At 46.9% G+C, this 22,450-nt stretch carries 26 protein-coding genes, 1 pseudogene and 1 riboswitch; of the genes and pseudogenes, 12 read left to right on the top strand and 15 right to left on the bottom strand.

Annotated features, from left to right (window positions below; all coding sequences use genetic code 11):
• The first annotated feature begins 118 nt into the window (after positions 1–118).
• Together QT397_17480 and QT397_17475 are read left to right on the top strand one after the other, a co-directional pair.
• Entirely contained in the window at positions 119–1,075 is a 957-nt protein-coding gene (locus tag QT397_17480) for an antibiotic biosynthesis monooxygenase (protein ID WNZ54670.1), read from the top strand.
• A 138-nt stretch (positions 1,076–1,213) separates the two neighbouring features.
• The gene (locus tag QT397_17475; GenBank protein ID WNZ54669.1) at positions 1,214–1,774 is read left to right on the top strand and encodes a DUF5996 family protein; all 561 of its coding nucleotides are present in this window, start codon (positions 1,214–1,216) and stop codon (positions 1,772–1,774) included.
• A gap of 403 nt (positions 1,775–2,177) precedes the next feature.
• Here QT397_17475 and QT397_17470 read toward each other — a convergent pair whose 3' ends face one another.
• The 4 genes from QT397_17470 to QT397_17455 form a co-directional block, all read right to left on the bottom strand.
• On the bottom strand, positions 2,178–2,657 hold the full coding sequence (locus QT397_17470) for a low molecular weight protein-tyrosine-phosphatase (GenBank protein WNZ54668.1): 480 nt from the start codon (positions 2,655–2,657) through the stop codon (positions 2,178–2,180).
• A 41-nt stretch (positions 2,658–2,698) separates the two neighbouring features.
• Positions 2,699–3,325, bottom strand: a complete 627-nt coding sequence (locus QT397_17465) for a hypothetical protein (protein WNZ54667.1) — start codon at positions 3,323–3,325, stop codon at positions 2,699–2,701.
• Between the two features lie 126 nt (positions 3,326–3,451).
• Entirely contained in the window at positions 3,452–4,120 is a 669-nt protein-coding gene (locus tag QT397_17460; GenBank protein WNZ54666.1) for a class I SAM-dependent methyltransferase, read from the bottom strand.
• Positions 4,121–4,332: 212 nt separating this feature from the next.
• On the bottom strand, positions 4,333–5,244 hold the full coding sequence (locus QT397_17455) for a LysR family transcriptional regulator (protein ID WNZ54665.1): 912 nt from the start codon (positions 5,242–5,244) through the stop codon (positions 4,333–4,335).
• 106 nt (positions 5,245–5,350) lie between these two features.
• Here QT397_17455 and QT397_17450 point away from each other — a divergent pair, with 106 nt between their 5' ends.
• A complete protein-coding gene (locus QT397_17450) occupies positions 5,351–5,650 on the top strand; it encodes a hypothetical protein (protein WNZ54664.1) in 300 nt (99 codons plus the stop codon).
• 67 nt (positions 5,651–5,717) lie between these two features.
• Here QT397_17450 and QT397_17445 read toward each other — a convergent pair whose 3' ends face one another.
• The 6 genes from QT397_17445 to QT397_17420 form a co-directional block, all read right to left on the bottom strand.
• Entirely contained in the window at positions 5,718–6,161 is a 444-nt protein-coding gene (locus QT397_17445) for a YtoQ family protein (GenBank protein ID WNZ54663.1), read from the bottom strand.
• A 154-nt stretch (positions 6,162–6,315) separates the two neighbouring features.
• A complete protein-coding gene (locus QT397_17440) occupies positions 6,316–6,783 on the bottom strand; it encodes a nuclear transport factor 2 family protein (protein WNZ54662.1) in 468 nt (155 codons plus the stop codon).
• A gap of 165 nt (positions 6,784–6,948) precedes the next feature.
• Positions 6,949–7,830 carry a choline/ethanolamine kinase family protein gene (locus QT397_17435; protein ID WNZ54661.1) on the bottom strand — a complete coding sequence of 294 codons (882 nt, stop codon included), beginning with the start codon at positions 7,828–7,830 and terminating at the stop codon, positions 6,949–6,951.
• 12 nt (positions 7,831–7,842) lie between these two features.
• Positions 7,843–8,493, bottom strand: a complete 651-nt coding sequence (gene pnuC / locus QT397_17430) for a nicotinamide riboside transporter PnuC (protein ID WNZ54660.1) — start codon at positions 8,491–8,493, stop codon at positions 7,843–7,845.
• The gene (locus QT397_17425) at positions 8,486–8,749 is read right to left on the bottom strand and encodes a hypothetical protein (protein ID WNZ54659.1); all 264 of its coding nucleotides are present in this window, start codon (positions 8,747–8,749) and stop codon (positions 8,486–8,488) included. Before QT397_17425 ends, pnuC begins: the two co-directional genes overlap by 8 nt.
• A gap of 60 nt (positions 8,750–8,809) precedes the next feature.
• A complete protein-coding gene (locus QT397_17420) occupies positions 8,810–10,951 on the bottom strand; it encodes a TonB-dependent receptor (protein ID WNZ54658.1) in 2,142 nt (713 codons plus the stop codon).
• 55 nt (positions 10,952–11,006) lie between these two features.
• Positions 11,007–11,122, bottom strand: a riboswitch (TPP riboswitch).
• 61 nt (positions 11,123–11,183) lie between these two features.
• Here QT397_17420 and QT397_17415 point away from each other — a divergent pair.
• Entirely contained in the window at positions 11,184–12,020 is an 837-nt protein-coding gene (locus tag QT397_17415) for an SDR family NAD(P)-dependent oxidoreductase (protein ID WNZ54657.1), read from the top strand.
• A gap of 407 nt (positions 12,021–12,427) precedes the next feature.
• On the opposite strand, the pseudogene trmA reads toward QT397_17415, so the two are convergent.
• Positions 12,428–13,515, bottom strand: a pseudogene (gene trmA, locus QT397_17410) (tRNA (uridine(54)-C5)-methyltransferase TrmA).
• Positions 13,516–13,568: 53 nt separating this feature from the next.
• Between trmA and QT397_17405 the strand changes: the two are divergent.
• Complete coding sequence (locus QT397_17405) at positions 13,569–13,973, top strand: secondary thiamine-phosphate synthase enzyme YjbQ (protein WNZ54656.1); 405 nt, start codon at positions 13,569–13,571, stop codon at positions 13,971–13,973.
• A 27-nt stretch (positions 13,974–14,000) separates the two neighbouring features.
• On the opposite strand, the gene QT397_17400 is transcribed toward QT397_17405, so the two are convergent.
• Together QT397_17400 and QT397_17395 are read right to left on the bottom strand one after the other, a co-directional pair.
• Complete coding sequence (locus tag QT397_17400; GenBank protein WNZ54655.1) at positions 14,001–15,026, bottom strand: Gfo/Idh/MocA family oxidoreductase; 1,026 nt, start codon at positions 15,024–15,026, stop codon at positions 14,001–14,003.
• 277 nt (positions 15,027–15,303) lie between these two features.
• Positions 15,304–15,648 (bottom strand): hypothetical protein, encoded by a 345-nt coding sequence (locus QT397_17395; GenBank protein WNZ54654.1) that lies wholly within the window; start codon positions 15,646–15,648, stop codon positions 15,304–15,306.
• A gap of 261 nt (positions 15,649–15,909) precedes the next feature.
• On the opposite strand from QT397_17395, the gene QT397_17390 reads away from it, so the two are divergent.
• From QT397_17390 to QT397_17370, 5 genes are read left to right on the top strand one after another with little or no spacing between them, the layout of a single operon-like run.
• Positions 15,910–16,671: a hypothetical protein gene (locus QT397_17390; GenBank protein WNZ54653.1), complete on the top strand. Its 762-nt coding sequence runs from the start codon at positions 15,910–15,912 to the stop codon at positions 16,669–16,671.
• A 42-nt stretch (positions 16,672–16,713) separates the two neighbouring features.
• Complete coding sequence (locus tag QT397_17385; GenBank protein WNZ54652.1) at positions 16,714–16,959, top strand: hypothetical protein; 246 nt, start codon at positions 16,714–16,716, stop codon at positions 16,957–16,959.
• The gene (locus tag QT397_17380) at positions 16,956–17,762 is read left to right on the top strand and encodes a hypothetical protein (protein WNZ54651.1); all 807 of its coding nucleotides are present in this window, start codon (positions 16,956–16,958) and stop codon (positions 17,760–17,762) included. Before QT397_17385 ends, QT397_17380 begins: the two co-directional genes overlap by 4 nt.
• Complete coding sequence (locus QT397_17375; protein ID WNZ54650.1) at positions 17,759–17,989, top strand: hypothetical protein; 231 nt, start codon at positions 17,759–17,761, stop codon at positions 17,987–17,989. Before QT397_17380 ends, QT397_17375 begins: the two co-directional genes overlap by 4 nt.
• Positions 17,990–18,006: 17 nt before the next feature.
• Positions 18,007–18,234 carry a hypothetical protein gene (locus tag QT397_17370; protein ID WNZ54649.1) on the top strand — a complete coding sequence of 76 codons (228 nt, stop codon included), beginning with the start codon at positions 18,007–18,009 and terminating at the stop codon, positions 18,232–18,234.
• A gap of 389 nt (positions 18,235–18,623) precedes the next feature.
• On the opposite strand, the gene QT397_17365 is transcribed toward QT397_17370, so the two are convergent.
• Entirely contained in the window at positions 18,624–19,100 is a 477-nt protein-coding gene (locus QT397_17365) for a hypothetical protein (protein ID WNZ54648.1), read from the bottom strand.
• A 213-nt stretch (positions 19,101–19,313) separates the two neighbouring features.
• Complete coding sequence (locus QT397_17360; GenBank protein WNZ54647.1) at positions 19,314–20,300, bottom strand: transposase; 987 nt, start codon at positions 20,298–20,300, stop codon at positions 19,314–19,316.
• Positions 20,301–20,326: 26 nt separating this feature from the next.
• On the opposite strand from QT397_17360, the gene QT397_17355 reads away from it, so the two are divergent.
• A complete protein-coding gene (locus tag QT397_17355) occupies positions 20,327–20,629 on the top strand; it encodes a hypothetical protein (GenBank protein ID WNZ54646.1) in 303 nt (100 codons plus the stop codon).
• Positions 20,626–22,095 (top strand): hypothetical protein, encoded by a 1,470-nt coding sequence (locus tag QT397_17350; protein ID WNZ54645.1) that lies wholly within the window; start codon positions 20,626–20,628, stop codon positions 22,093–22,095. Before QT397_17355 ends, QT397_17350 begins: the two co-directional genes overlap by 4 nt.
• Positions 22,096–22,450 lie beyond the last annotated feature (355 nt).

Raw genomic sequence — 22,450 nt, 5'->3', positions numbered from 1 at the left:
GTTTGTTTGTTGCGATAGTTTTCAGCAAAAGCATTCGTTCGCAAAAATGAACACAAATACATTCTGCTTGCATAATACTTTGATCTCTAGTTCATCCGCCGGAGGCTGCTGCCAGATAATGGAAGAGGGTTCCAGTGCTTGTCTTGTATTGTCTCAGGAGGTGCCAAAGTACCTGGGGGATGAGTATCGATCATGGCATCAGAAGCTGGTGGATGTTGCGCTAGATTGTGATGGGCTGCTCGAGGTGAATTTGTTAGAGCCCGTTTCTAATATCCAAAATGAGTGGGTTCAAATATTTCAATTTGATACAGTTGCTCACCTTGAAACGTTTCTTGGAAATAATTTACTAAAAGATCTAATTGCTTTTTTAGAGAAGAAATTCTCGGTTGAAGTAGTATCTCAAGTTATCGCTGGTGCAGATCAACTAACAGTGCCCGTAACGATTGTGATATCCAAAAAAGTGAAGCCTGAATTTTTTCGTGAATATATGCAGTGGCAGAAAGAAATTGATAAAGCACTTAAAAAATATCCAGGCTTCTTGGGCGCTGGTCTAACTAAGCCAATAAAGGGGGTTCAAGAGGAGTGGGTTGCAATATTTCGATTTGACTCCAATAAGCATTTAGATAACTGGCTTAATTCAGATGAGCATAAGCGATTGGTAAAACGTGGTGAAGGATTTTTTGAAGATGTAAAAATAAAGCGGATAGGGCATGGCTTTGAGGATTGGTTTTCTCGGGCTCGTGGCCGAGCTCAAGACACCGCGCCCTCGCAGTGGAAAATGGCCATGCTCATTTTATTGATGTTATATCCGATAGTTATGGTTATTACGATGTGGTTGTTACCTTTGGTAGAGAGTTGGCCTTTTGCGACGACTAACTTCTTTATCAACTTATTAATTGTTGCGTCGCTTACTTGGGTGGCGATGCCGCTGATAACTAGAGCTTTTAATACTTGGTTGTCTGACAAGTCAGGACAGCTAACAAAAATTAACACTATCGAAACCCTTATCATTACTGTTCTCTATGGGGTCTCGATAATACTTGTTGCTTGGCTGTCGAGCCTGAATTTAAAGTAGTCTTTCATGATGATCAAAAGAGAGCTGTTTATCTGTTTTTAGTTTTTTTCGGACGGGGTATTTTTAGTGGTCTAAGCTTGGCGGTTAACAGAAGGCACTAGGTATCGAGCGAGTCAAAGGATAGATGGAGCACGTATAGTGAGCAACTTAAAGAATCGGTCTGAGAGTAAAGACTGGCCAGAGTTACCCTACGCTGAGTCGGTAAATACGATTGCCACCCTGCATATGTGGATGCAGGTTATTGGCAAGATTCGCCTGGTACAAACCCCTTGGATCAATCACTCCTGGCATGTTCCTTTATATATTACCGCCAGAGGGCTGGAGACATCCCTTATCCCTTATGGAGGGCGGTCGTTTTCTATTGGCTTTGATTTCTATCATCACGTACTGAAGCTATTGACCACTGAGGGGGGAGAATGGGTATTACCCTTGGAGTCCCGCACAGTCTCTGATTTCTACTGGGAAGTGATGGCTGCACTCAAGCAGCTAGGTATACCGGTTGAGATTAACACTATGCCATCCGAAGTGGCGGATGCGATACCCTTTGAGAGGGATCAGGATAACTACGAGTATGATCCGGATTATGCTAGACAGCTTTGGCAGGCGTTGGTGCAAATTCATCGGGTTTTCACTGAATTTCGCAGTCGTTTTATTGGCAAGTGCAGTCCAATTCATTTTTTTGGGGAAGTTTTGATTTAGCTCTTACCCGTTTTTCTGGCAGGGAGGCGCCTCCGCACCCTGGAGGCGTTCCACATTTTCCCGATTGGGTGGCCAGGGAAGCCTACTCCCATGAGGTTAGCAGTGCCGGTTTTTGGCCTGGTGGCGGCGGTGTAGATGGCGCTTGCTTCTATTCATATACTTACCCAGAGCCCCAGGGATTTTCCGAAGCAAGGGTGGCGCCCGCCTCAGCTTACTATTCCAAAGATTTGGGTGAGTTCTTGCTGCCCTATGATGCGGTGAGAGCTTCACGCTCCCCTGATGAGGCGCTGTTTGATTTTTTGCAGAGTACTTATGAAGCCGCAGCCGATAAGGGAATGTGGGATAGGTCTGCCTTAGAGGAAAGTTTCCCCCACAAGCTCGGTAGAATTTGTGGGGGCTTTGCTTATTCTCTGCTTTTAAGCTGCTCGATAAATGTATCAGATGCTTGTTCTATAAGCTGGAGAATATGTTGAAACCCTTCAATACCACCATAGTAAGGATCGGGTACTTCAGCTAAATCACAATCTTGCAACACTGATAAAAATAACCCTAGTTGGGCCTCTGATGAGTCAGGCTGCAAGGATTGCAGTGCTTCCAGGTTATCTTTGTCCATCGCAAAGATATGATCATATTTTGTAAAGTCGGTAGTGGCTACCTGGCGAGCGTAGCTATTTTCAAACGAATAGCCATTTTCTTCACCAATAGCCAAAGTTCGGGGATCTGGTCGCTTACCCGCGTGGTAGCTGATGATACCCGCGGAGTCGACGGAAACAGGAATACCCGCCTGCTGTGCCTTGGTGCGGAAAACGGCTTCCGCTAAGGGAGAGCGACAAATATTACCGAGGCAAACAAATAATATCGAGAGATCTGAATTGGCTGTCAAAATAGCTCCAAGATACTTCGGGTAAATTAAAGAGGGGTATTTTAATCAAAATATCGAATGTTTACACGTTGGCTATCAGGGGCAATAGAAAGTACAGCTTTAGTCTCAATATAAAAGGGCTGATTTTCATTTGAAAAATAGTTGGGGTTAAGCTGCTTCTGTATGAAAGAGACCGCATTCTCTGTTGTCCAGTAAGCTTGCTCTGGTCCCCAGTTTTCAGGCTTTAGCTCGTATAGTAAGTCCAAAGTATTTTCAGATAGCTTGTAAACCTGTAAGGCATTTTCATTAAAACCGGCATCCAGGTCTTGTTCGGCAACAAAAAGGTAGCCGCCTTGTGGAGACAGCAAAGGGTAGCCGGCAAGAGAATATTCATGGCCGTTTCTCAAGTCGAGCAAAATATAGGAATGTGCTTCCCAGAGCTGTTGATGAATCAGTAGCAGGTTATCAGTTATTTGCTCAATTGCAGAGTAGGCTATATGTTCTGCGGGGCTATTAGCGGGAAGGATGTCTGTGTACGTCAGTGATTTTTCGCTATTCAGGGCTATAGTCAGGTGCCCTGGTTGCGTCCGCTGGATATGGTTGACTTGATCACTCAATCCACTTTCGATTGACCGTGCACAGTTTAGAGAATTATGAATATCAATGCACTCAAATTTATCTTCAAACACACTGAAATGCAGGCCCAGGCAATAATTGGGAACTACTGCTAAAGCTGACAAGGTAACGAATATCAGCGGATTTCTCAGCCCCAGTTTAAACGAGAACTTCATCCTCATAAGTGCCCTGTAGATACTCTAGCCAGTGATTTTATGCCGCGCACTGAATAGTGCTACACACCCGCGAACTTCTATTTTGTACTCCTTAAATCGACTGGCAAGGAATTTATTGAGGTCCTCTTCACAATCCTGGGTATTAGAAAATATCCCTTTCTTATTGTAGATAGCCATTAATTTCTTGGCAGCTCCACTTTTCGGTACGCCTTCAGACAAGATGGTGGAACCAAATACGGTGCCTGATTCCGATAGCAGGGTTGCGACATTATCTAGCGCAACCAGTTTTTCTGACAGCTTGCCGGGAAGGCAGTGAAATAGGTAATTTAAGGAGATTGAATCAAAAACTTCAGCCTCTAAAGTAATTTTATCCAGGACATTGCAGCGGAACTGTGTTGGATTATACCGAGCCACTCTTTGCGCTGAGATATCCAGACTGTTTTGGTTCAGGTCCATCAGGGCGAGGCGGACTTTGTTGGAGGGGAAATGGCACTTATCCATAAAGTAGCCCGTTCCGACACCTACATCCAAGTGGTTGGAAGATATATTTCGATTGAAGTGCTCTAGTATTCCAGGAGTTGGGCACTTCCAAATAAAGCGGTTTGATATGCCCAGAACCCACATATCATAAAGCCAAAGTACGGGTTTGGAATAGACAGCTTGGCCTTGTTCGACCTCTTTAGTGATTGTCACTTCAATCTCCAATGTATGACTGTTGTGCGGCTTTACCAATAAAGGAGAGGGGATGTATCTACAGTGTATTTCGAGAGTATTGTTTTCACTCTCTTCAGCCCCAGTAGCAAGCCGCTTATTATTGTTCTATGGTACCACCTATTGTGGTGCTAAACAGCTGAGTGTTTCACAGAGGATCTCTAATCGCTGCAGAGTTCTTTAGCGGCACATTCTCACTCATCAAACAGGCTAAAGTCATACTCCTGCAAGCGCTCTTGTGCAAAGTTCAAAAACACGTCAATTTTCTTTGAATCTTTTCGCTTTACTTTATAGATAGCACCTACAGTTTTATCTTTTCGCTCCAGGTCAGGGAGTACCTCTACCAGTCGCCCCTTTTTGATGTCCCGTTGGCAAAAATAGGAGGGAAGCTTGGCAATGCCATTCCCGTTTAATGCGGCTGCTCGGGTATGGAAAGTTTTGTTAGATATTAAATTTCCATTGAATTGATAGAACTTCCCATCAATTGACCAGCCATCTTCCAGGCCGTCAAGGCGGGTTAGCATGATGTTGTGTTGGCTGAGCTCGGCAATGGATTTGGGGCAGCCGTGTTCTTCCAGATAGGTCGGTGCGGCAATAAAAATAGGGCGGATACTAAATAGGGGCTGGGCGTAAAACTGGCAATCGGGCAGGGTTTCCCAGACGCGAAAAGCAATGTCGATATCGTCCTCGATTAAATCCAGGTGATAGGGGCTGAAGATAAGCTCCAAGCTGAAATCGGGGAATGCTTTCTGGAAATCATTGCAGATATGACTGAATACTTTTAAGCCGAGGGTTTCCGGAAAAGTGATTTTTAATTTTCCTCGGGTGAGCGTTGCCGCCTCTGCAATCTGGTCTTCCAGCTCGGTGAATGAGCTGATTATTTTTTGCCCTTTCTGGTAAGCAATCCTTCCGGCGTCTGTGACAGCGATTGCCCGGGTGGTGCGATTGAGTAATACCTGGCCAAGGGCCTGTTCAAGTTGGGCGAGAGTCTTGCTTACGGTGGGCGTAGACAGGCCCAAGTGCTTGGCAGCTTTGCTTAAGGAACCGTGATCAACAACACTGCAAAAAACGTTGATCAAGTGGTATTTGTCGTACTCTCTGCGCACAGACTGTTTCCTTAAAGCTAAAAGATCTTTTCAATATATCCCCTTTGTTAAATTAAAGTAAATAGTAAACTGCTTCCCCATACTAATCGACCAGGGAGATAAGGCTATGAATCCGTTAACTTGTCATTGTGGAGCGATTCATTTCAACAAGCTTATAGATGCCCTGTTTGTACCAGCGGGCCAAAGGGGGCACGCTGATACTGAAGTCGCTATCCATATCAGCGATCCTGAAAAGTCACTGCGCAAATACCACTTTAAAGAGGGGGCTTTACGGGAGAAGGCATTCTGCAAGCACTGCGGTGCAGAAATCTATGCGATCAATCGTAGCGGCGAGCTAGTGCACAACCCATCAGCAGAGGCAGCCTCTCGGCCGAACTATGCCGGTGTCCTTAATTACGGCTTTTAGCTGGCAGCACCTATTGATTGTGCAGTTTTGTCAGTAGATGCCTGCCGGCTTGCTATCCAGAAGCTCTTTAGGCCTGAGTGGTTAAGTACTTCAGGATATCGACAACCTGTGCGGGAGTCTGTGCCCAGGCCTGGGCGGCACCGTCCACTTCCTTGAGTGCGTGCACCAAGGATTCATCGTGAAGTGTGATATAGGACTTGCCTAAGGCTGCACAAAAGCCGGCATCAAATGCGGCGTTCCATTGTTTGTATTTCTCGCCAAATCGAATCACCGCCAAATCACAGTTTTTAATCAGGTGCTTGATTCGGATTGCGTTAACTTTGGCAGATTTGTGATCCCTCCAGAAAGCGTTCTGCTCCTCACCCAGGCCATCACCAGCGGCATCGCTGGCATCGTGGTTGGTGACTGCGGAAGAGAAGGAGATATCCAGCCCTTCTTTTTGGCAACCTTCGATAATTTGCGCACGCCAATCGGAGTGGATTTCGCCGGAGAGGTAAACTTTAAGCTTCATTGAGTGGCCCTGTAGAACTGGAGACTAATATGTGATTTAGAGTCACATACTAGCACTTGGAAGCTTTGAAATCCGGTAGTTGTTCCAGTTGGGGGGGCTGAGAGCGATCAAATGGATACAGGCCCTGTGCGATCAGGGCCTGTAAGGCACTTTATTATAGAACTTGCTGCTCAAACTGGACGTCTTTGGGGAATTTCTCTGCGGGCAGGCGGGTTGAGTGCAATTGGGCTACTAGCCACTTGCCATCGATTTTCTTAACAACGGCGCTTTCCAACCACACCGCTTCTTTATTGCCATCCTCGGATTTAAAAATGGACTTGGTCCAGTAATTGATGGTCAGCAGGTTCTCATGCTCTTCAAATTTGATAATGCTGAAGTAGTTGATTCTTTCCAGCTTTGAGGGATTGGGCTTCATTACGGCGATAAGGTCTTCAATATCCCAGACTTCACCGTGCTCAAGGAGTATAAAATCGTCGCTGACGCCGTCTCGCATAGCCTGGTGGTCCAGGTTTGAAAGCGCAGCAAACAGCCCATCTATCGTTTTAAAACCCTCGGGTTTCTCTACCGCTTGTGCGTTGATTGCGATCAAGGTAAGTAGTATTGCAAAAAATGATCTGATCACAGGAGTACCTCTGTGGTTATTTTTGGGGTGTGAAAATGGGGGGTATTTTAGCCGAGTCGGGCCCTAGTTGAATTACTTCGACAGTAACTTCGAAAGCAACTTGGATTGCGCCGCAGTGACTGAAAGTCGCTTCTTGGGGATTGGGCCTATTCTAGCAGGGATTACTCAGCTGAGGCTGTGAGCTGATAGGCCTTTCAATAACTGCTGGGCTTTTTTCCCTATATATCTCCCTTGCTCCGGGGACCTTTGGGTTTGGTTACTCCATTGTACCCCGTGCCAGAGAATACAAAGGTAACCGTAGATCAGCTGCCATAACTCCAAACGCTGATTGTCCTCAGGTGACACGGTGCGATTAAGATAGCATTCCAGCAAACTATTTTGCTCTCGCTGATTCAAGCTGTGTTCCTCTACCAAAACAGCGAGGTCATAGAATTTATCCCCCATTGCCGCGTACTCCCAGTCGATAGCGTATAGCTTGTCAGAGGGAGCCCAGATCAGGTTGCCAACCGTTAGATCGTTGTGACATAGGCAAATTTCGTCGCCCATCCGATAAGCAGCATCAATTAATTGCGGAAGTTTCTCTTGCAGTGTGTCGAGCAAGTGGAAATAACTGGCTCGCTTGTCGATAAACTGCCTGTAACTTGAGATTTTCTCACCGATGTTTAATTGGGCATCAATTGCAGGGGAACCGTGTATACGGCGCAGCAGATCGGCAAGTTTTTCCAAACTGTGGGCGACATTTTTATCCCAGGGAGTGCCTTCAATATAGCGGGTCACCAAATATCGGTAATGTGGGTCACAGTAAACCAAAGGGGCACAGCTGTCGGAATATGTGGCAGCTTGCAGCGCCTGCTGTTCAGCAGCCCTGTCGAGATTGAGCTGATCACTGATGCTGGAGTTTATTCGCAGCACCATCCGCTGATCAGCGGACTCAACCAGAAAGGCGTTATTGGTCAGCCCCCCAGCCAGGGCCCTGACCACCGTGGGCCGGGCCTTGCTCCAATGATGCCAATCGTTGGGGATGATGTTGATCAAGTCCTGGCTCATATCAGTTGGTCACTATGCCGCTGCCATTGTTTGAGGAGCGCTATCGGGTTGTTGTTTCTCTTTTCGGAAAATGGCCAACCACTGGAAATAGCCAATCACAACCAGCACCAGGTACAGCATAAACAATACGGCAGTAAGGTAGAGTTCTCTGTCCAGGTAGAGATAGATTGAAGCACCGTCTACGACAATCCAGTAAAGCCAGTTCTCCAGTACCTTCCGGGTGACCATATAGGTGGTGACAATTGCCCCCAGTGTCGTGAATGAATCTAGGTAGGGGAGGGCGGCACTGGTGTTGCGATCCAGCAGGTAGCCGATTAGTAAAGTCAGTATCAGGGTAGCGCCAATAACTATTGAGTGGGTTTTTCCGCTCCAGCGATGGATTTTTAAATCGTCCTGCTGGTTGCGGTGATTTCGCCATTGCCACCAGCCATAAACTGCCATCAGCAGATAGAAAACCTGTAGCGCAGACTCCATTAACAGGCTGACATCCCAAAACAGAAACAGGTAGATCGCCGTACTGACAAAGGCGGCATACCAGCAGCTGATTTTCTCCCTCATGGCTAGAAGCAAATAGGCCAGAGCCAGTATTACAGCGGCTACTTCCCAGAGGGACATGGCCGCAATCGAAGCGCTGATTGCGGTGCTGATATCCTGGTCAAACATGCGCTTCTCCCGGGGCCAGGTCGCCGTCGATAAACTTGCATACAAAAATGGCGCGGCCAAACTGTTCGTAGGATTTTCGCATTTCCAACTTGAGCACATCCATCAACAGATCGTAATCGCCAAACACCTGAGTACTCATTGTATTGGTGATTACCTTGAGTTCTGGGTGGCTGTTTAACTGTGCGATAAACGCTTGAATAGCCGGGATGTACTCGTCCTTTAACGGATACATACTGATTTCGACAGAGAGCTGCATAATTTCCCGCTTGATAGAGATTCTGGAGCAGCGAAGCGCTGCCCCAAAGTCACTGAGTGATTAGAAGGTGTAGGTGCCTGTTACCCCGGCAATTCGGGGCTCACCATACTGATAGTAGGGCTCGGCTGCGTAGCCATTGGCCGGGTTGTTGCCATATTGGTTACTGAAGTAAAACCCGCGCACATAGTAATCTTCGTCAGTCAGGTTTCTTCCCCACAGGGCAACATCCCAGTTATCTCCCTGGTAGGTCAGGCGAGCATTGACCAGTTCGTAGGCTGTGGATTTTTCGTCGTGGCTGTTTGAGAAGTAGAATTCGTCTTTACCCTCGAGCTCCAATCGCAAGATCAGGTTGGGAAGCAGATCGATTTCTGTACCGGTGAAGAACTGGTAGTTGGGGGCGTGAGCGATATCGCGGCCATCCAGATCAACCGCAGCCAACACTGTTCCTGCGTAGTCATCGCGGGCATCGACATGGGAACTGCTTTCGTAGTCTTTAAATTCTGCATTCAGCCAGCCAGCAGAGGCGAAAAAGCGCAGGGCGTCGGTAGCCTGATAGTTCAGTTCCACCTCAAGACCAGTAGTGCTTCCGCCGGCAGCATTGGCAAGGTAGTCACTAAATGAGTAGTCGGCAGGGTTAAAGATAGAAACCTTGGCCTGAACGTCATCTCGATCCTGGTAGAAAGCCGCAACCTGGGCTTGCAAACGATTCTCCAGCCAGCTGCCCTTAATACCTAATTCATAGTTGAGCATATGTTCGGTATCGAACTCGAACATGTCACTGTTGATCTCAGTGTTGCTTATTGATTCTGAGATGATTCTGCCGTTTACACCGCCGGCTTTATAGCCCCGGGAAATCGTAGCGTAGAGCAAGGTGTTGTCGGTGTAATGGTATTGCAGCGAGATATTGCCGCCCCACAGGTTTTCTCCATTATCTGCATCGATGTTATAGGAATCTGAGTAATCGGCTTCGCGTCTTTCCAGTCTCAGACCGGTGATCAAGTTGATCGCAGGGGTGATTTCCGTAGAGAGCTGGCCGTAGATGGCAGAGTTTTCAGTATCAAAAGTGCTGCGGAAGCTCTGGTTGCGATTAAGGTCCTCCCGCTCCGTGCGGCCATAAAGGCCTACAACCCAGTGGCTGCGATCCCAGAATAACTTGGACTCTTCGGTAGAGAGTGCGCGAAGGTCAATGCTGATATTGTCTTTATCGCGCTGGTAATTATCCGTGGAGCTGTATTCCCAGGAATGAAAGCCGACATAGCTCCAATCCTCATCGTAGCCATATTCTGTATCTGAATCGGCGAGGCTGAGAGTGCCTTCTAGGGTAAAGTTCTCGTTGCCAGACCATTGAGCAGTCAATGCGCCGGCAAATGTTTCCTGGCGATCCCAGCCGGGCTGGTCAGATTGGGTTTCGCGAGTGTTATAGAGAGAGAAAGCATCGTAGCCGTTATCAACGTCGATATAGAAGAGGGTAACGCCCAGCTTTAAATCGTCGGACGGGAAGTAGGCCAGCTTACCGCGCAGTACAGACTCATCAATATTGCTGGTGTCATCGCGGTTGAGGTACACATTCTCGGTATAGCCGTCGGATTTGCGTTTGCTGGCAGCCAATCGATAGCCAAGAGCATCGCTCAAAGAACCACTGGTAGCCGCGGACAGACTCTGTCCATTGTACTCACTTAGCTCGGCGGACACCTTGGTGGTCGACTCACTGGTGGGCGCTGCACTGGTCATGTTGATCAGGCCGGCCAGGGCATTAGCGCCGTACACTGTGCCTTGTGGGCCCCGCAGGATTTCCACTTGATCGATATCCAGGGTGCTGGCTGCGAGCCCCAGGCCAGTAAAGTCGATACCGTCTATGATCAGGCCAACAGAGGGGTTTACTGGATCGATAAACTGGCTGCGCTCACCAATGCCGCGAATCTGTACAAATCGTCCCCTGGAGGCGCCAGACGAAAAATTCACATTGGGCGCCATGTTCAAAAGCTGGTCCAGATTGGCCGCGCCCCGCGCATCGATCGCGCTTTCATCCAGTACGGTAACACTGGAAGGAAGCTCCAAAAGGTTGGTTTCCCGTAGCTGTGCCGTAACCACCACTTCCTCAAGCCCAGTCTCTGCGGTATTGGCGGTGGCGATACCGGCGAACAGGCTGCTGGCAAGGCTGACAGACCAGGCAATAGGGTGGGTGGGAAACTGTTTTTTCATGGTTCTCTCTCGAATAACGGCAGTGAAAGAGACCCGGAGTGCGACGTGGGGAGGTTTTGCTTTGTCTACCTATTCCTACGCCGGTATTAACCGGATCAGGTTCAAGGGTTTGTCGCGACAGACCAATTTGATCCCCGGACATCTCAGGCAAGGCCACCCCTTAGGTTTTGCGGGCGCGATGATAGCAGAAACTGGGATATAAAGTGGTAAAAGCAAGGAAGGGAAAGCGCTTATGGATCAGGTATCTTACTTCAGTGGCAAGACGGCACTGATTACCGGTGGTGCTTCTGGAATTGGTGCGGCCTTGGCCTGTCGACTGGCAGCACTTGGGGCTCAAGCCATTATCGCGGATATCCAGCAGGACCTCGCTACGCAGGTTGTCAGCCAAATACAGGAGTCCGGTGGGAGAGCATCGTTTGTTCACTTGGATGTTCGTAACTTTGATCAATTTTTTCAGGTCATTAGTGAAATATCTCCGTTAGATTTCCTTTTTAACAATGCTGGTATAGGGGTGGGTGGATATTTTTCCGATCATAATCTTGAAGATTGGAAAGTGGCGATTGATATCAATTTGTTTGGCGTTATTCATGGGCTCCAATGTGGTTTCCAGGTTATGAAGCGTCAAGGCTCTGGCCATATTATCAATACTGCCTCAATGGCGGCTTTAGTTCCGTCGCCAGCAATGGCCGCCTACTCAGCCTCCAAGAGTGCTGTGGTGACAATATCAAAGGCTATTCGCCCTGAAGCTGAGTCCTGCGGTGTTCGAGTGAGTGTTTTGTGTCCCGGGGCAGTATCAACGCCGATTTTGCAGGGAGGTGGCGTCAATGGGCGGATGCCAACCCCCATTCCTCCTCAACAGCAGGCAGAAATGTTCGAGCCTCTGGGGCCAATATCTGCTAGTGCTTTTGCAGAAAAGGCTTTGTCTCAAATAGCAAAGAACAAAGAAATTATTGTTGTGCCAGCAAAACTTAAGTTGCTGTGGTGGCTGGAAAGATTGTTTCCCTCTTTGCTGTGTCGCCTTTCCTTTAAACAGATGGAAAAAATACTTCAGCCTTTGGGACTAAAATAATTGTATCTTTGGAAAGGCGGAGTAAATTGGAAAATGATAATTTCCTGTGACCACTGTGGTGAAGTTTGGGAGTTTTCTGCTAAGACTCTGTCGAACATTCAAGGAATAGCACGGGATTTTCCTGAGGGGCGCATTACTGCAAGCTTAGTAAAGGCGCTGAGAAGGGAACTTAAGCTGCCCATGCTCTACAGCAAAAATTTTGCTAATCATTTGACTATGAGAGTGGGATACTGTTTTTGCTGCCAGGAGCCCCTGGGCATAGAAGAGGCGTTTATAAAACACTGCCGGGGCTGTGGTGCCTTGAATTTGGATCGCAGATTCGCTTAATGGGGAGCAGCTTATTTAGAAGCTCCCAGCGCGCCGAAATAATAGCACGCCGGGGTGGTGTAGGGGAATAACGGAAGCGATTACTTCTTCACCAACAATAAACCTGTTTCAGTATGGTCGGTATAGGGGAACTGATCGAAGAGCGCGAAGCGCTCGATGCGATGGGTTTTGGTCAGCGACTCCAGGTTTTCCAATTGGGTTTCCGGATTGCAGGAGATATACAGGATTCTCGGGAAGCGGGCGACCATCGCACAGGTGTCTTCATCCAAACCCGCTCGGGGGGATCAACCAGGACGGTGGAGAAGTCGTAGCTATCCAGATCTATATCCTTAAGGCGGCGAAAGGGGCGTACCTTATCGATGGCCTGGGTAAACTCTTCACTGGATAGGCGTACGATATCCAGATTGGTGATCTGGTTGTTGGCGATATTCTCCTGGGCCGAATTTACCGATACCTTGGAGATTTCAGTGGCCAGGACCTTGCGGAATTTTTCGCTGAGCGGGATGGTGAAATTGCCGTTGCCACAGTAGAGCTCCAGCAGATCGCTATCACTGTCTCCGCAGGCACTTCTCGCCCACTGGATCATGGAACGACAGATCTCTCCATTGGGTTGGGTAAAGCTGCCTTCTACCTGTTTGTACTGGTAAGTTTTCCCATCGATATCCAGTTTTTCGGTAACGAAGTCACGTTCCAAAACCACTTTTTGCTTGCGTGAGCGCCCCAAAATCGGGAATCCCAGCTGTGCCTGGAGTGCTTTGGCTTCCTGCTCCCAGGTCTCATCCAGTTTCTTGTGGTAGATCAGCGTAATCAGCGCATCACCATTCAGCGTGGTAAGAAACTCGGCGGAGAACAGGCGTTTGCGTAGGACTTCGCTATTATTGACAGCAGCCAGCACCTTCGGCATCAACTGGTTCATCAGCTCAGAGCCGACGGTAAACTCATCGATGATAAAGGGCTTCTTGTACTCACCCTGGCGGTACATGGCGTAATTGGCTACACCTCCCTCATGCCACACCTTGAATTCGGCGCGCAGACGGTAGTGAATGGGTGGGGAGGGGAAAAGTTCCGGCTCCAGGTCAGTGAACTTGCTGTAAGCCTCTTGCAGGCGCTCGGCCTTGTTTTGAAGCTGTTGTGGGTAGTCGTCAGTATTAACGCGGTACAGTGCCATATTACAATGCGGTGTCAGTACAAAAAGCGGGCGCGAATTATATAGGAAACCGTATGGCAATAGGTGAGATAAAAATTCCGGTTCATGGGCAGGGGCTTCACGAGTTTACCGGCAGTGTAGTTGATTGGGTCAGTGAACAGTCCCTCGATGAAGGCTTGTGTACGCTTTTTATACAGCACACCTCTGCAAGTTTACTGATCCAGGAGAATGCCGACCCCAGCGCGCGCCGTGACCTTGAGAGCTGGCTCAATCGACTGGTGCCGGAAAATGACTCGCTTTATACCCATACCCTTGAAGGGCCAGATGATATGCCGGCCCATATCAAATGCAGCCTTACTGCGACCAGCTTGTCCATTCCAGTGCAAAAGGGGCGGCTGATGCTGGGTACCTGGCAGGGGATCTACCTTTGGGAGCACCGCCATCATCATGGGGCTCGGCACGTTATCCTGCATATCTGATTCAATACCGCGCGTTGGTGGCGATAGCTAGACGGCTACGCCAACTGCCTGGCAGTACTGGTCGATCAATGACTGGGTTGCGCGGGCCCTCTCGATTGCCTGGATACGGTCAACTTGATTATCTGGTCCTGTTAAGCAGCAGAAGTTTTCGATCATCTGTACGGCCTGCGATTGCTCTATTGGTACTTGCTGGTGTTCGAACTTATCTGGCGATGCCTGCCCCCGGCGAACCACAAATTCTGGCGTATATTCAGGATTGTAAAAGGCTGCGCTGTCTCTCCAGTCGAGTACAAAGTCGTCTAGCTGGATCAGGCCGCTTTCTCCCAGAATGTCCAGGTCCATTTGCCAAACGCCTGAGTCATATCCGAACTCAAAAGTTGAAGTTTGCCCGCTGGCAAATTCAATCAGGCCCGCACCGCTAAGAATGGTCCCTGTTTCTGAGTCCCGCTTTATCGCTCCTGAAACTGTCTTTATTGCTCCTGTAGGGCGCATATATTCGACGATTGCACGCATGTTGTACCAGCCGATATCCCCGATTGCGCCAGTGGGTTCTTTGTGTGAATCAAAGCGAATATTGTTGCGGTCCATCATCGAGACAAAAAAGGCGCTGTGAACTCTATTAACTTGACCCAGATAATTTTTTTGCTGCTGAATAATCTTGGCAGTACGGGGGTGATGGGTGAAATGTGTGGCATCCATAAATGCCAATCCTTCAGACTGAGCCTTGGCGGCAATTTTGTCGACCGAGGCAGTATTGAGAAAAGATTTTTCGCAGAGAAGATGCTTATGGTTGGCCAGTGCCGCGAAGCAGATTTCCTCGCGGCTGGTGGTGGGGCTAGCCACGTAAATGGCATCCGAATCTTCCGCCTCTACCAGTGACCTCCAATCCGGGTAGACATTCGGAATCCCGTGTTCGCAGGCGAACTCTTTGGCCCGTGTGTGCCGTCTGCTGGCGACGGAGGAAAGGCTGGCACTGTCTGCCTGGTTGATGGCTCGGGCGGTAAAGTCAGCGATTTTTCCTGTGCCAATAATTCCGAAGCGTATGTTTACCATTGATGATTGCCTTGAGATGGGGGCGAGAGCAATTGAGCGCCGGTCTAGTGATGTTTAGAGTAAATTATAGGAGGCGCTTTTGCAGAAACCTTCAGTGATAATGCTGGAGAAAACAAAGTTGTAGCAGTTCGTTTGGATGAAAGGGGAGCTTAAAAAAACTGAACCAGTTTAGATAAGTCGATAGCCCCACCTTGGGCAGCGATTAAGGCACCCACTCATCGCCTGCAAGCGATAGTAAACATTTGGGTTGTTAATCGGTGAATACTGTGCGAATACACTATTGATTTGATGTGTAATCAGAATCTTTGGCGATATTGGCACAAATGGGGTTGAGATCTACATCGGCCATGCAGGAAGTGAGGACTCTTATTGCAAAGCCGGGGATTTTATCTGACCGCTCGCAAAAGCGGTCTTTACACTTATCTTCAGTATTAGCCTGGCGAGCGATAGAGTCATTTAAGCAGCGCATAAACCAGCTAATATCTGTTAGGCGTTTCCGCCATATTGAAGTGATTTCTTTTAGTGTGTTCAGCTCACGGCAGTCAAGGGTATCGCCTTTAAGGTAGCGCTGAGCCAAACTAGAGGCTTTGAATATTTTTTGCCAGCGAGTAATCACCTCCAATAGAGACCACTTATCAGCAGTTTTGTGTCAATGTAGAGTACCACATGGTAGTGATTACTCATTACTGCATAAGCGACAACATCCAGGGCAAAACCTCAGCTAACTTATGCATACGATTTTCGATCCACTCACGCCGATAATCATAATCTTTCCCAGATACAGTATCCCGACCACAAAGGAATGCTCGCCGTATACAGCGGGATACGCAGTGGTAATAAGGTGTTGCCTCAAGAGATATCTGGGTTCTTCGCGGTAGAGTCATTGATTGCACGCGCATTGGCATGTATGAATATCCAGTATTTTGTGGGTTTGCGCTCTTTTGTCAATAAGGTTGACGGGTTATACTTCTTATTTGGTGGGTGTCCAGAATTTGTTGGGATTGAGTTTAAGTCCTGGCGTAAGAAAAAAGGTTTTAAAGAAAAGGTTGCTATCGAAAAAATTGAACCCTGGAATCTGGCAATCGAAGTCAGTGATCAATATCCTCACGCTCATAAGCAACATTTTTTGGATTATGTGGCGACACAGGGAAAGTTGAGGAGCGAATGGCTCCAAACCGTACCTATTACACGTGGGGGCTATAGGATAGATCGCGCAGAAAATTTAAGACTACGTGCTGCTACCAATCGCACCTGGATACAAACCTGGAAACAGTACGATAAAGCTCGAGAGTATCAGCCACTTGAGAGAGATAAAAATGGTAAGTGGCATTGGTCAACTAAGACAGTGTCGACTTATCGTAATATACCCTGGATTGATGAGGAAGGAATTGTTACGGACTCACAGATTAAGGCAAGCGGATTTGATAATGTTCAAGGCTTTTTAACCCAAGCTCCAGGTGAAATGAAAGCGGATGCCTTTGAGACCACTGTTGGATACGAAAAATCAAAGCATGAGAATAATTATGTGGATAAACAGGTGGGCAAAAATAAAAGTACCGTAGCGCCATTCACGCTAATGAATATGCTGACTATTGAGGTGGGTGCGGATAAAGCCAAAGACGTAGCAAAGAAATTGTCAGAATAAGTTGCTAATAGTGAGTTTGCTAATTATTAAAATGCAGGCGAGATGTCGAGAGCAGAGATAGAGGCATTACGGAAGAACGTGCAAGACAAAGTCATCGATCAGATGGGGGCTGTCGGCGATGTTTTGCAGGGTATTGATGAGGTTACTCCGGATTGGTGGTTGGAGATTGAAGACGATGTGCAAAGTCGTTTGGCTGGTGCTATTGGTGATGATGTTCGAGAGACTCTAGTGAACTTTGAAATTCATGAGCCATTTGATGATCTGTTTTGTGAGGAAATAGTGGAATGAAGCCAGGTTATGATCAAAGTTATCAAAAAGACTGTGAAGTTTATGGTCAGTTCCAGTATTTATGGAAAACCGATGACCCACAATGGATAGAAAAGCGTAAAGAAAATTGGCGTCGCTATGTTGAAGTGGCGGGAGGCTCTCCGCTGAACAAGTACTTAGGAGAGTTTTATGTGTTTGGCAAGGAACCAGTCAGTTTTTTAGAGGATGAAGATACTGGTGAGCGTGAAATAATTAAGTTTGAGTTCAAGCATCGTATTTCTTACATGCCATTTGAGACAGTTGATCAGGTGCAAAAGTTTTGGAGTGAGGCCGTTACAAAACGCTATGCGCGCGAACAACAGCATGGTGCTGCACGTTATGTTTCAGGTTGTCTGGATGGCTTTCCTGAGCGGGATAAAATGGTAAAAATGGTGGCTGAGGCTCTATTCAATAAAGATTATTTTATGCTGAAAAATTCTCAGCAAAGAGCGATTACCGTTAGTCCATTGGGGTTTATGGTTGGTTTTACTCGAGTCTGGGAGGTTGCTGATGAATTTAAGTATAAATGGAGTTACAGTTGTTTTACCTTTGATTATTTTATGGATTGCGTGCGCTATTGCGACTTGCACGATTTAGTCAAGGCGCCTGTTCACAAAAATGCCTTGTCGGATATGTACAAAGTTTTGTTGCGGCTCGATGATACGGAGTTAAGTCCATATCGATTAGAGCTTAAACGGAAGTTAATTGCCGTAGCTAAAGCTGATGATGCCCCTTCACTATTAGCTGAAGCTTTGGAAAACGCAATAAGCGATCAGGAAGAATGAGCTTAGCTATTACTTTTTTGCTACATGCGGACGATGATAAAATCATCGAAGCTCTGAGTTCACTATTACCATCAAAAGGTCGCCCAGCATTTTCTGAAGATGTGAAGCCGGGCTGGAAGCGGATTTTTCAATTAGTTGAGCTTTTATTTCCACCTGATAAATTGGTGAGAGAAAAAATTATTTATGGCTGGAATGGTTTGAGGCTCCATATTCCTTATTATCGTTGAAAAAGAACTTGGAGAAAATGGGTGCTTCTATAGTTTTTATGCATACTGCAGAAGATCCGTTAATAGAAGACGCTAGCTCAGGGGAGGATTCTAGGCTAGGCTATTTTTACTTGCAAACAGAAGGTGAAATGCAACGCTTGACAGCTGACAATATGTCAGACTTACTTCCGCTCAGTAATCTAAAATGGCTGGATGACACTGATAAGAATATTGAGCAAATTATCTGTTACCTCATAGCCAATTGAAATGTTTTGGACACCCAGTGCGCCGAGATAAATCGGCAAAAGATTGGAGGTGAAAGCCCTCTACCCGGTAAGGTTTAGCAAACCGCTGGGGCCCCGAGTCATGGGCGTTGTCCGGTAACGGCCAGGGTTAAGCGTTGACAGGGGAAGGTGCAGGCTCAGTATTACTAAGAATTATTCTGGGCACCCATAGATTAGAGAAAAGTACGATCAATTTAGGACACCCATAGATTGGAGAAAGGCGTTAACAGCGTTGCTAGCGCTAGCCCCAGTATCTGTTTCTTTCTGTTTGCTAGTTAAGTTGAGATGAAGTGCTGAAGATCAATGCCGGCCTTAGAAAAACTGCGGTTATGGGTAAGTATGGAAAACAGTATCGAGAGAATCGGAGGGGGCTAGCAGGGTGTTGCAGAAAGATATCGTCGACAATCATTTATGCCGTGTACCCAGCGTTTATTCAGCTGATTACAAGCGCTTCGTACGGCCTCAGCAGACCCTATCAAAGCTTTAAAGCGGCTTTCAAAGTTTCGATTGAGATAAAGCCAGTGTTCAGATGAAATTCCCAGCCGTTCGAGGATGGGTGGGATATTTTCGGCGATGGCTCCGCGCTTTCTAGGGTCTAGATGCCGCCCGCTCCAATCGACTAGCTCCAGATAGTGATCTAACTGAAAGGGTAAACCCTTTGGCATATTTTGACGCTCGTCACCCACAAGCGGCAGCAAACTTTTGTGCTGCTCACCTGAGATTGCTGCACGAATACGTTGTTGAATCGATGTGTGATCAGAATCTTCAGGAGTCTTGGCGATATTGGCACGGATAGGGTTGAGGTCTACATAGGCCATGCAAGCGGCGAGGGCTCTTTCGTCCAGCAAAGCCTGGGACTTAAACCGGCCCTCCCAAACATTAATTTAGGACACCCATAGATTGGCGAAAGGCGTTAACAGTGTTGTTAGGGCTAGTCCCAGTATCTGTTTCTTTCTGTTTGCTAGTTAAGTAGATGTGAAGTGCTGAAGAGTTATGCTTGGGCTTAGACTAACTGCGGTTTTAGATAAAGTGGAAAATAGTATCGAGAGAGTGGAGGGGAGTTAGCAGGGTGTTGCAGAAAGGTAGCACCGACAGTCTCTTATGCCATGTACCCAACGTTTATTGAGTCGCCTACAAGCGTGTCGTACGGCCTCAGCAGACCCTATCAAAGCTTTAAAGCGGCTTTCAAAGTTTCGATTGAGATAAAGCCAGTGTTCAGATGAAATTCCCAGCCGTTCGAGGATGGGTGGGATATTTTCGGCGATGGCTCCGCGCTTTCTAGGGTCTAGATGCCGCCCGCTCCAATCGACTAGCTCCAGATAGTGATCTAACTGAAAGGGTAAACCCTTTGGCATATTTTGACGCTCGTCACCCACAAGCGGCAGCAAACTTTTGTGCTGCTCACCTGAGATTGCTGCACGAATACGTTGTTGAATCGATGTGTGATCAGAATCTTCAGGAGTCTTGGCGATATTGGCACGGATAGGGTTGAGGTCTACATAGGCCATACAAGCGGCGAGGGCTCTTTCGTCCAGCAAAGCCTGGGACTTAAACCGGCCCTCCCAAAAGCGGCCTGTACACTTGTCTTCAGCATTGGCCTGGCGAGCGATAGCTTCATTTAAGCAGCGCATAAACCAGCTGATATCCATTAAGCGTTCTCGCCATATCGAAACGATACCTTCTAGTGCCTTAAGCTCGCAGGAATCAAGAGCATCGCCGTTTAGATAGCGCTGGGCCAAATTAGAGGCCTTGAATATTTTTTGCCAGCGAGTAATCACCTCGAAAAGAGACCACTTATCGGCAGATTTTTTGTCAATGTAGAGTACCACATGGTAGTGATTGCTCATTACTGCATAGGCGGCAAGGTCCAGGGCAAAAACTTCAGCCAACTTATGCATACGGTTTTCGATCCACTCACGTCGATAATCATAATCTTTCCCAGATACAGTATCCCGACCACAAAGGAATGCTCGCCGTACACAGCGGGATACGCAGTGATAATAGGGTGTTGCGTCAAGAGATATCTGGCTGCTTCGCGGTAGAGTCATTGGTTGTGTATGTGTTTGCTGGATGAATGTCCAGTATTTTGTGGGTTTACACTCTTTTGTCAATGGTGCTGGCGGTTTATACTTCTTCTTTGATGGGTGTCCAGAATTTGTTGTGCAAACATATTAAAGGGCTGATTGTTAAGCACCAGGACAATTTGGCTATGGATTTTGATAATTTAGATTTAACAGATAAATTAGATAGAGGCCAGTGTACTAATGAAGTGCTTCCTGAACTCTATGACGCTCTTGATGGTAAGGGCCCGGATGGACAGAGATTTGTTGAGATATTTGAATATAAAAATATTATAAAATCGGATGATAAAATATGAAGATATATAGTTTTTGTGAAAGAGCCCATGTCCACTGTCATCCAAATAAGAAAGACACTCTGTACCTGGCAGCAGGAGTGGGAGGGAATTTCAAGTTGAAAAATGGTGAGGTCACTTATGAAGAGTATTTAAGTGATGATCAGCGTTTTCGTTTTTATCCGATTTCTGGTGGCGTTTATAGGCGACACATTACATCAGGTCAAACTTTGTTTTTAGGTGGTTCTGAAGGGAGGTTGAATCTGCCGCAGGAATTCTTGGGTGTTATTTTTCCTGCTTACCCTTTGGATGGGGAGGTAGATAGGTTCGTAGCTACTATCTTAGATTGCCCAGAAAAATTTAAAAATAGCTTGGGTCTTTTTGATGTTTGCTCAAAGACCTTTACTTCAAAAGAGATGCGTTCAGTTTCTAATATTTTAATCAATAATTTTGTATATGGTTTTGATGTTAAAAGAAAGCAATTCTTTAAATGTGACTCTGCTTTGGAAGATGTATGGACTTATAAACCGAGCTTTGTATCCAAGAGGGCTAATCTTCCGATACTTGTAGAGGGTACAATCGTTACATTTATTGGGCCGCAAGTAGAGTCCCGTCAGCAGGTTGAGGGGCGTAGCCACTATGCTTTTAGTGGCGGTGTATTGGTGGGGATAAACGATGAAGATGGCAGCGTGGTATGGGAGCGTGAGATGCCCAATGCTGTTGATATCTATCAGTTAGTTGGGGTTGTACTTTATGTGGTTTCGTTGAAGGAGATTCTGCTGATTAATGCTGTCAGTGGTGAGCTGATCAATCGAATTGACACCGAAACCACAGTGCCGCTTAATCGGCGCTGGGGTCCATCTATTTATATTGATGACTCCTATATTTATTACAGTCATTTTGATGATAGAGTGATTCTAATTTACGATATAGATAGTTTAACTTTGCAGCGCCGTATTGATCTTCCTGAAGGCTATTATGTCGGAGGCCATGACTTTCATGATAGGGTCTCAGGTAAGCAGTATTTTTCTCTGGTTACTCATACGCAGTATGTCGCTCAAGGCCCAGTATTGGAAGTTGACCCTCAACATTTAGATGAGGTGCTGGAGTTTGAATCGAAGCCTGACATGGATATCAAGTTAGACTACTCGCCAGATAATACCGCTGAGAAAGAACTTGTTATCAGAATTGCCTGCGAAAGTCTGGATGACGCTCTACGTTTTGGTGAAATCTATACTCGAGATGAAGCCCAGCGTTATAGTTTCAACTATATGGAGATGAGGTTTCAGGATAGGCCCTTTACTCCTGAGCCGAGTTTTAATGGCATTATCCGATTTCAATATTCAGGCTGTAGCCAATCGAAGGAGTTGGTTGAAGAGCATCTGAGCGTTATGGAAAAACGTTTTTCAAAATGGGCTGAAGATAGAGGTTTTTATTCGTGTACGGATAAAAATCAGCTGACTCAACTTAAAGCAGAGTATGTTGCTTAGCATAGATTAGGGGCATCCACAGATTAAGAAAGATATCAAAATAAGTGCAATGAAAGTGCTTATGCCAGAGGTGTTTGAGGAGTGTGAGTTTGTAGAATAGATCAAAACTGTGTGAGCCAAGGTCAAAGCAGGGGAGGTTGGCCCCGCCCCCCCTGAAAGAGTTAATCTTGTAAGCTAATGCACCACCCGCAAGGTGTCGTCTGACAATAACTGATGCTGGTGATCAATGGTTAGTAGTACTAGTTTAACCTGCCCCGCAAGCTGCTCGGTGTGAATCCCTCCAAAGTATCGGCTATCATGGCTGGCACCTTGATTGTCGCCTAATACATACCATAAACCCTCGTGCTGCAGCTTG

It is taken from the genome of Microbulbifer sp. MKSA007 (genome assembly GCA_032615215.1).
GTDB lineage: Bacteria > Pseudomonadota > Gammaproteobacteria > Pseudomonadales > Cellvibrionaceae > Microbulbifer.
The sequence above is the reverse complement of the archived record's forward strand: the minus strand, read 5'-3'. Positions and strand labels throughout refer to the sequence as shown.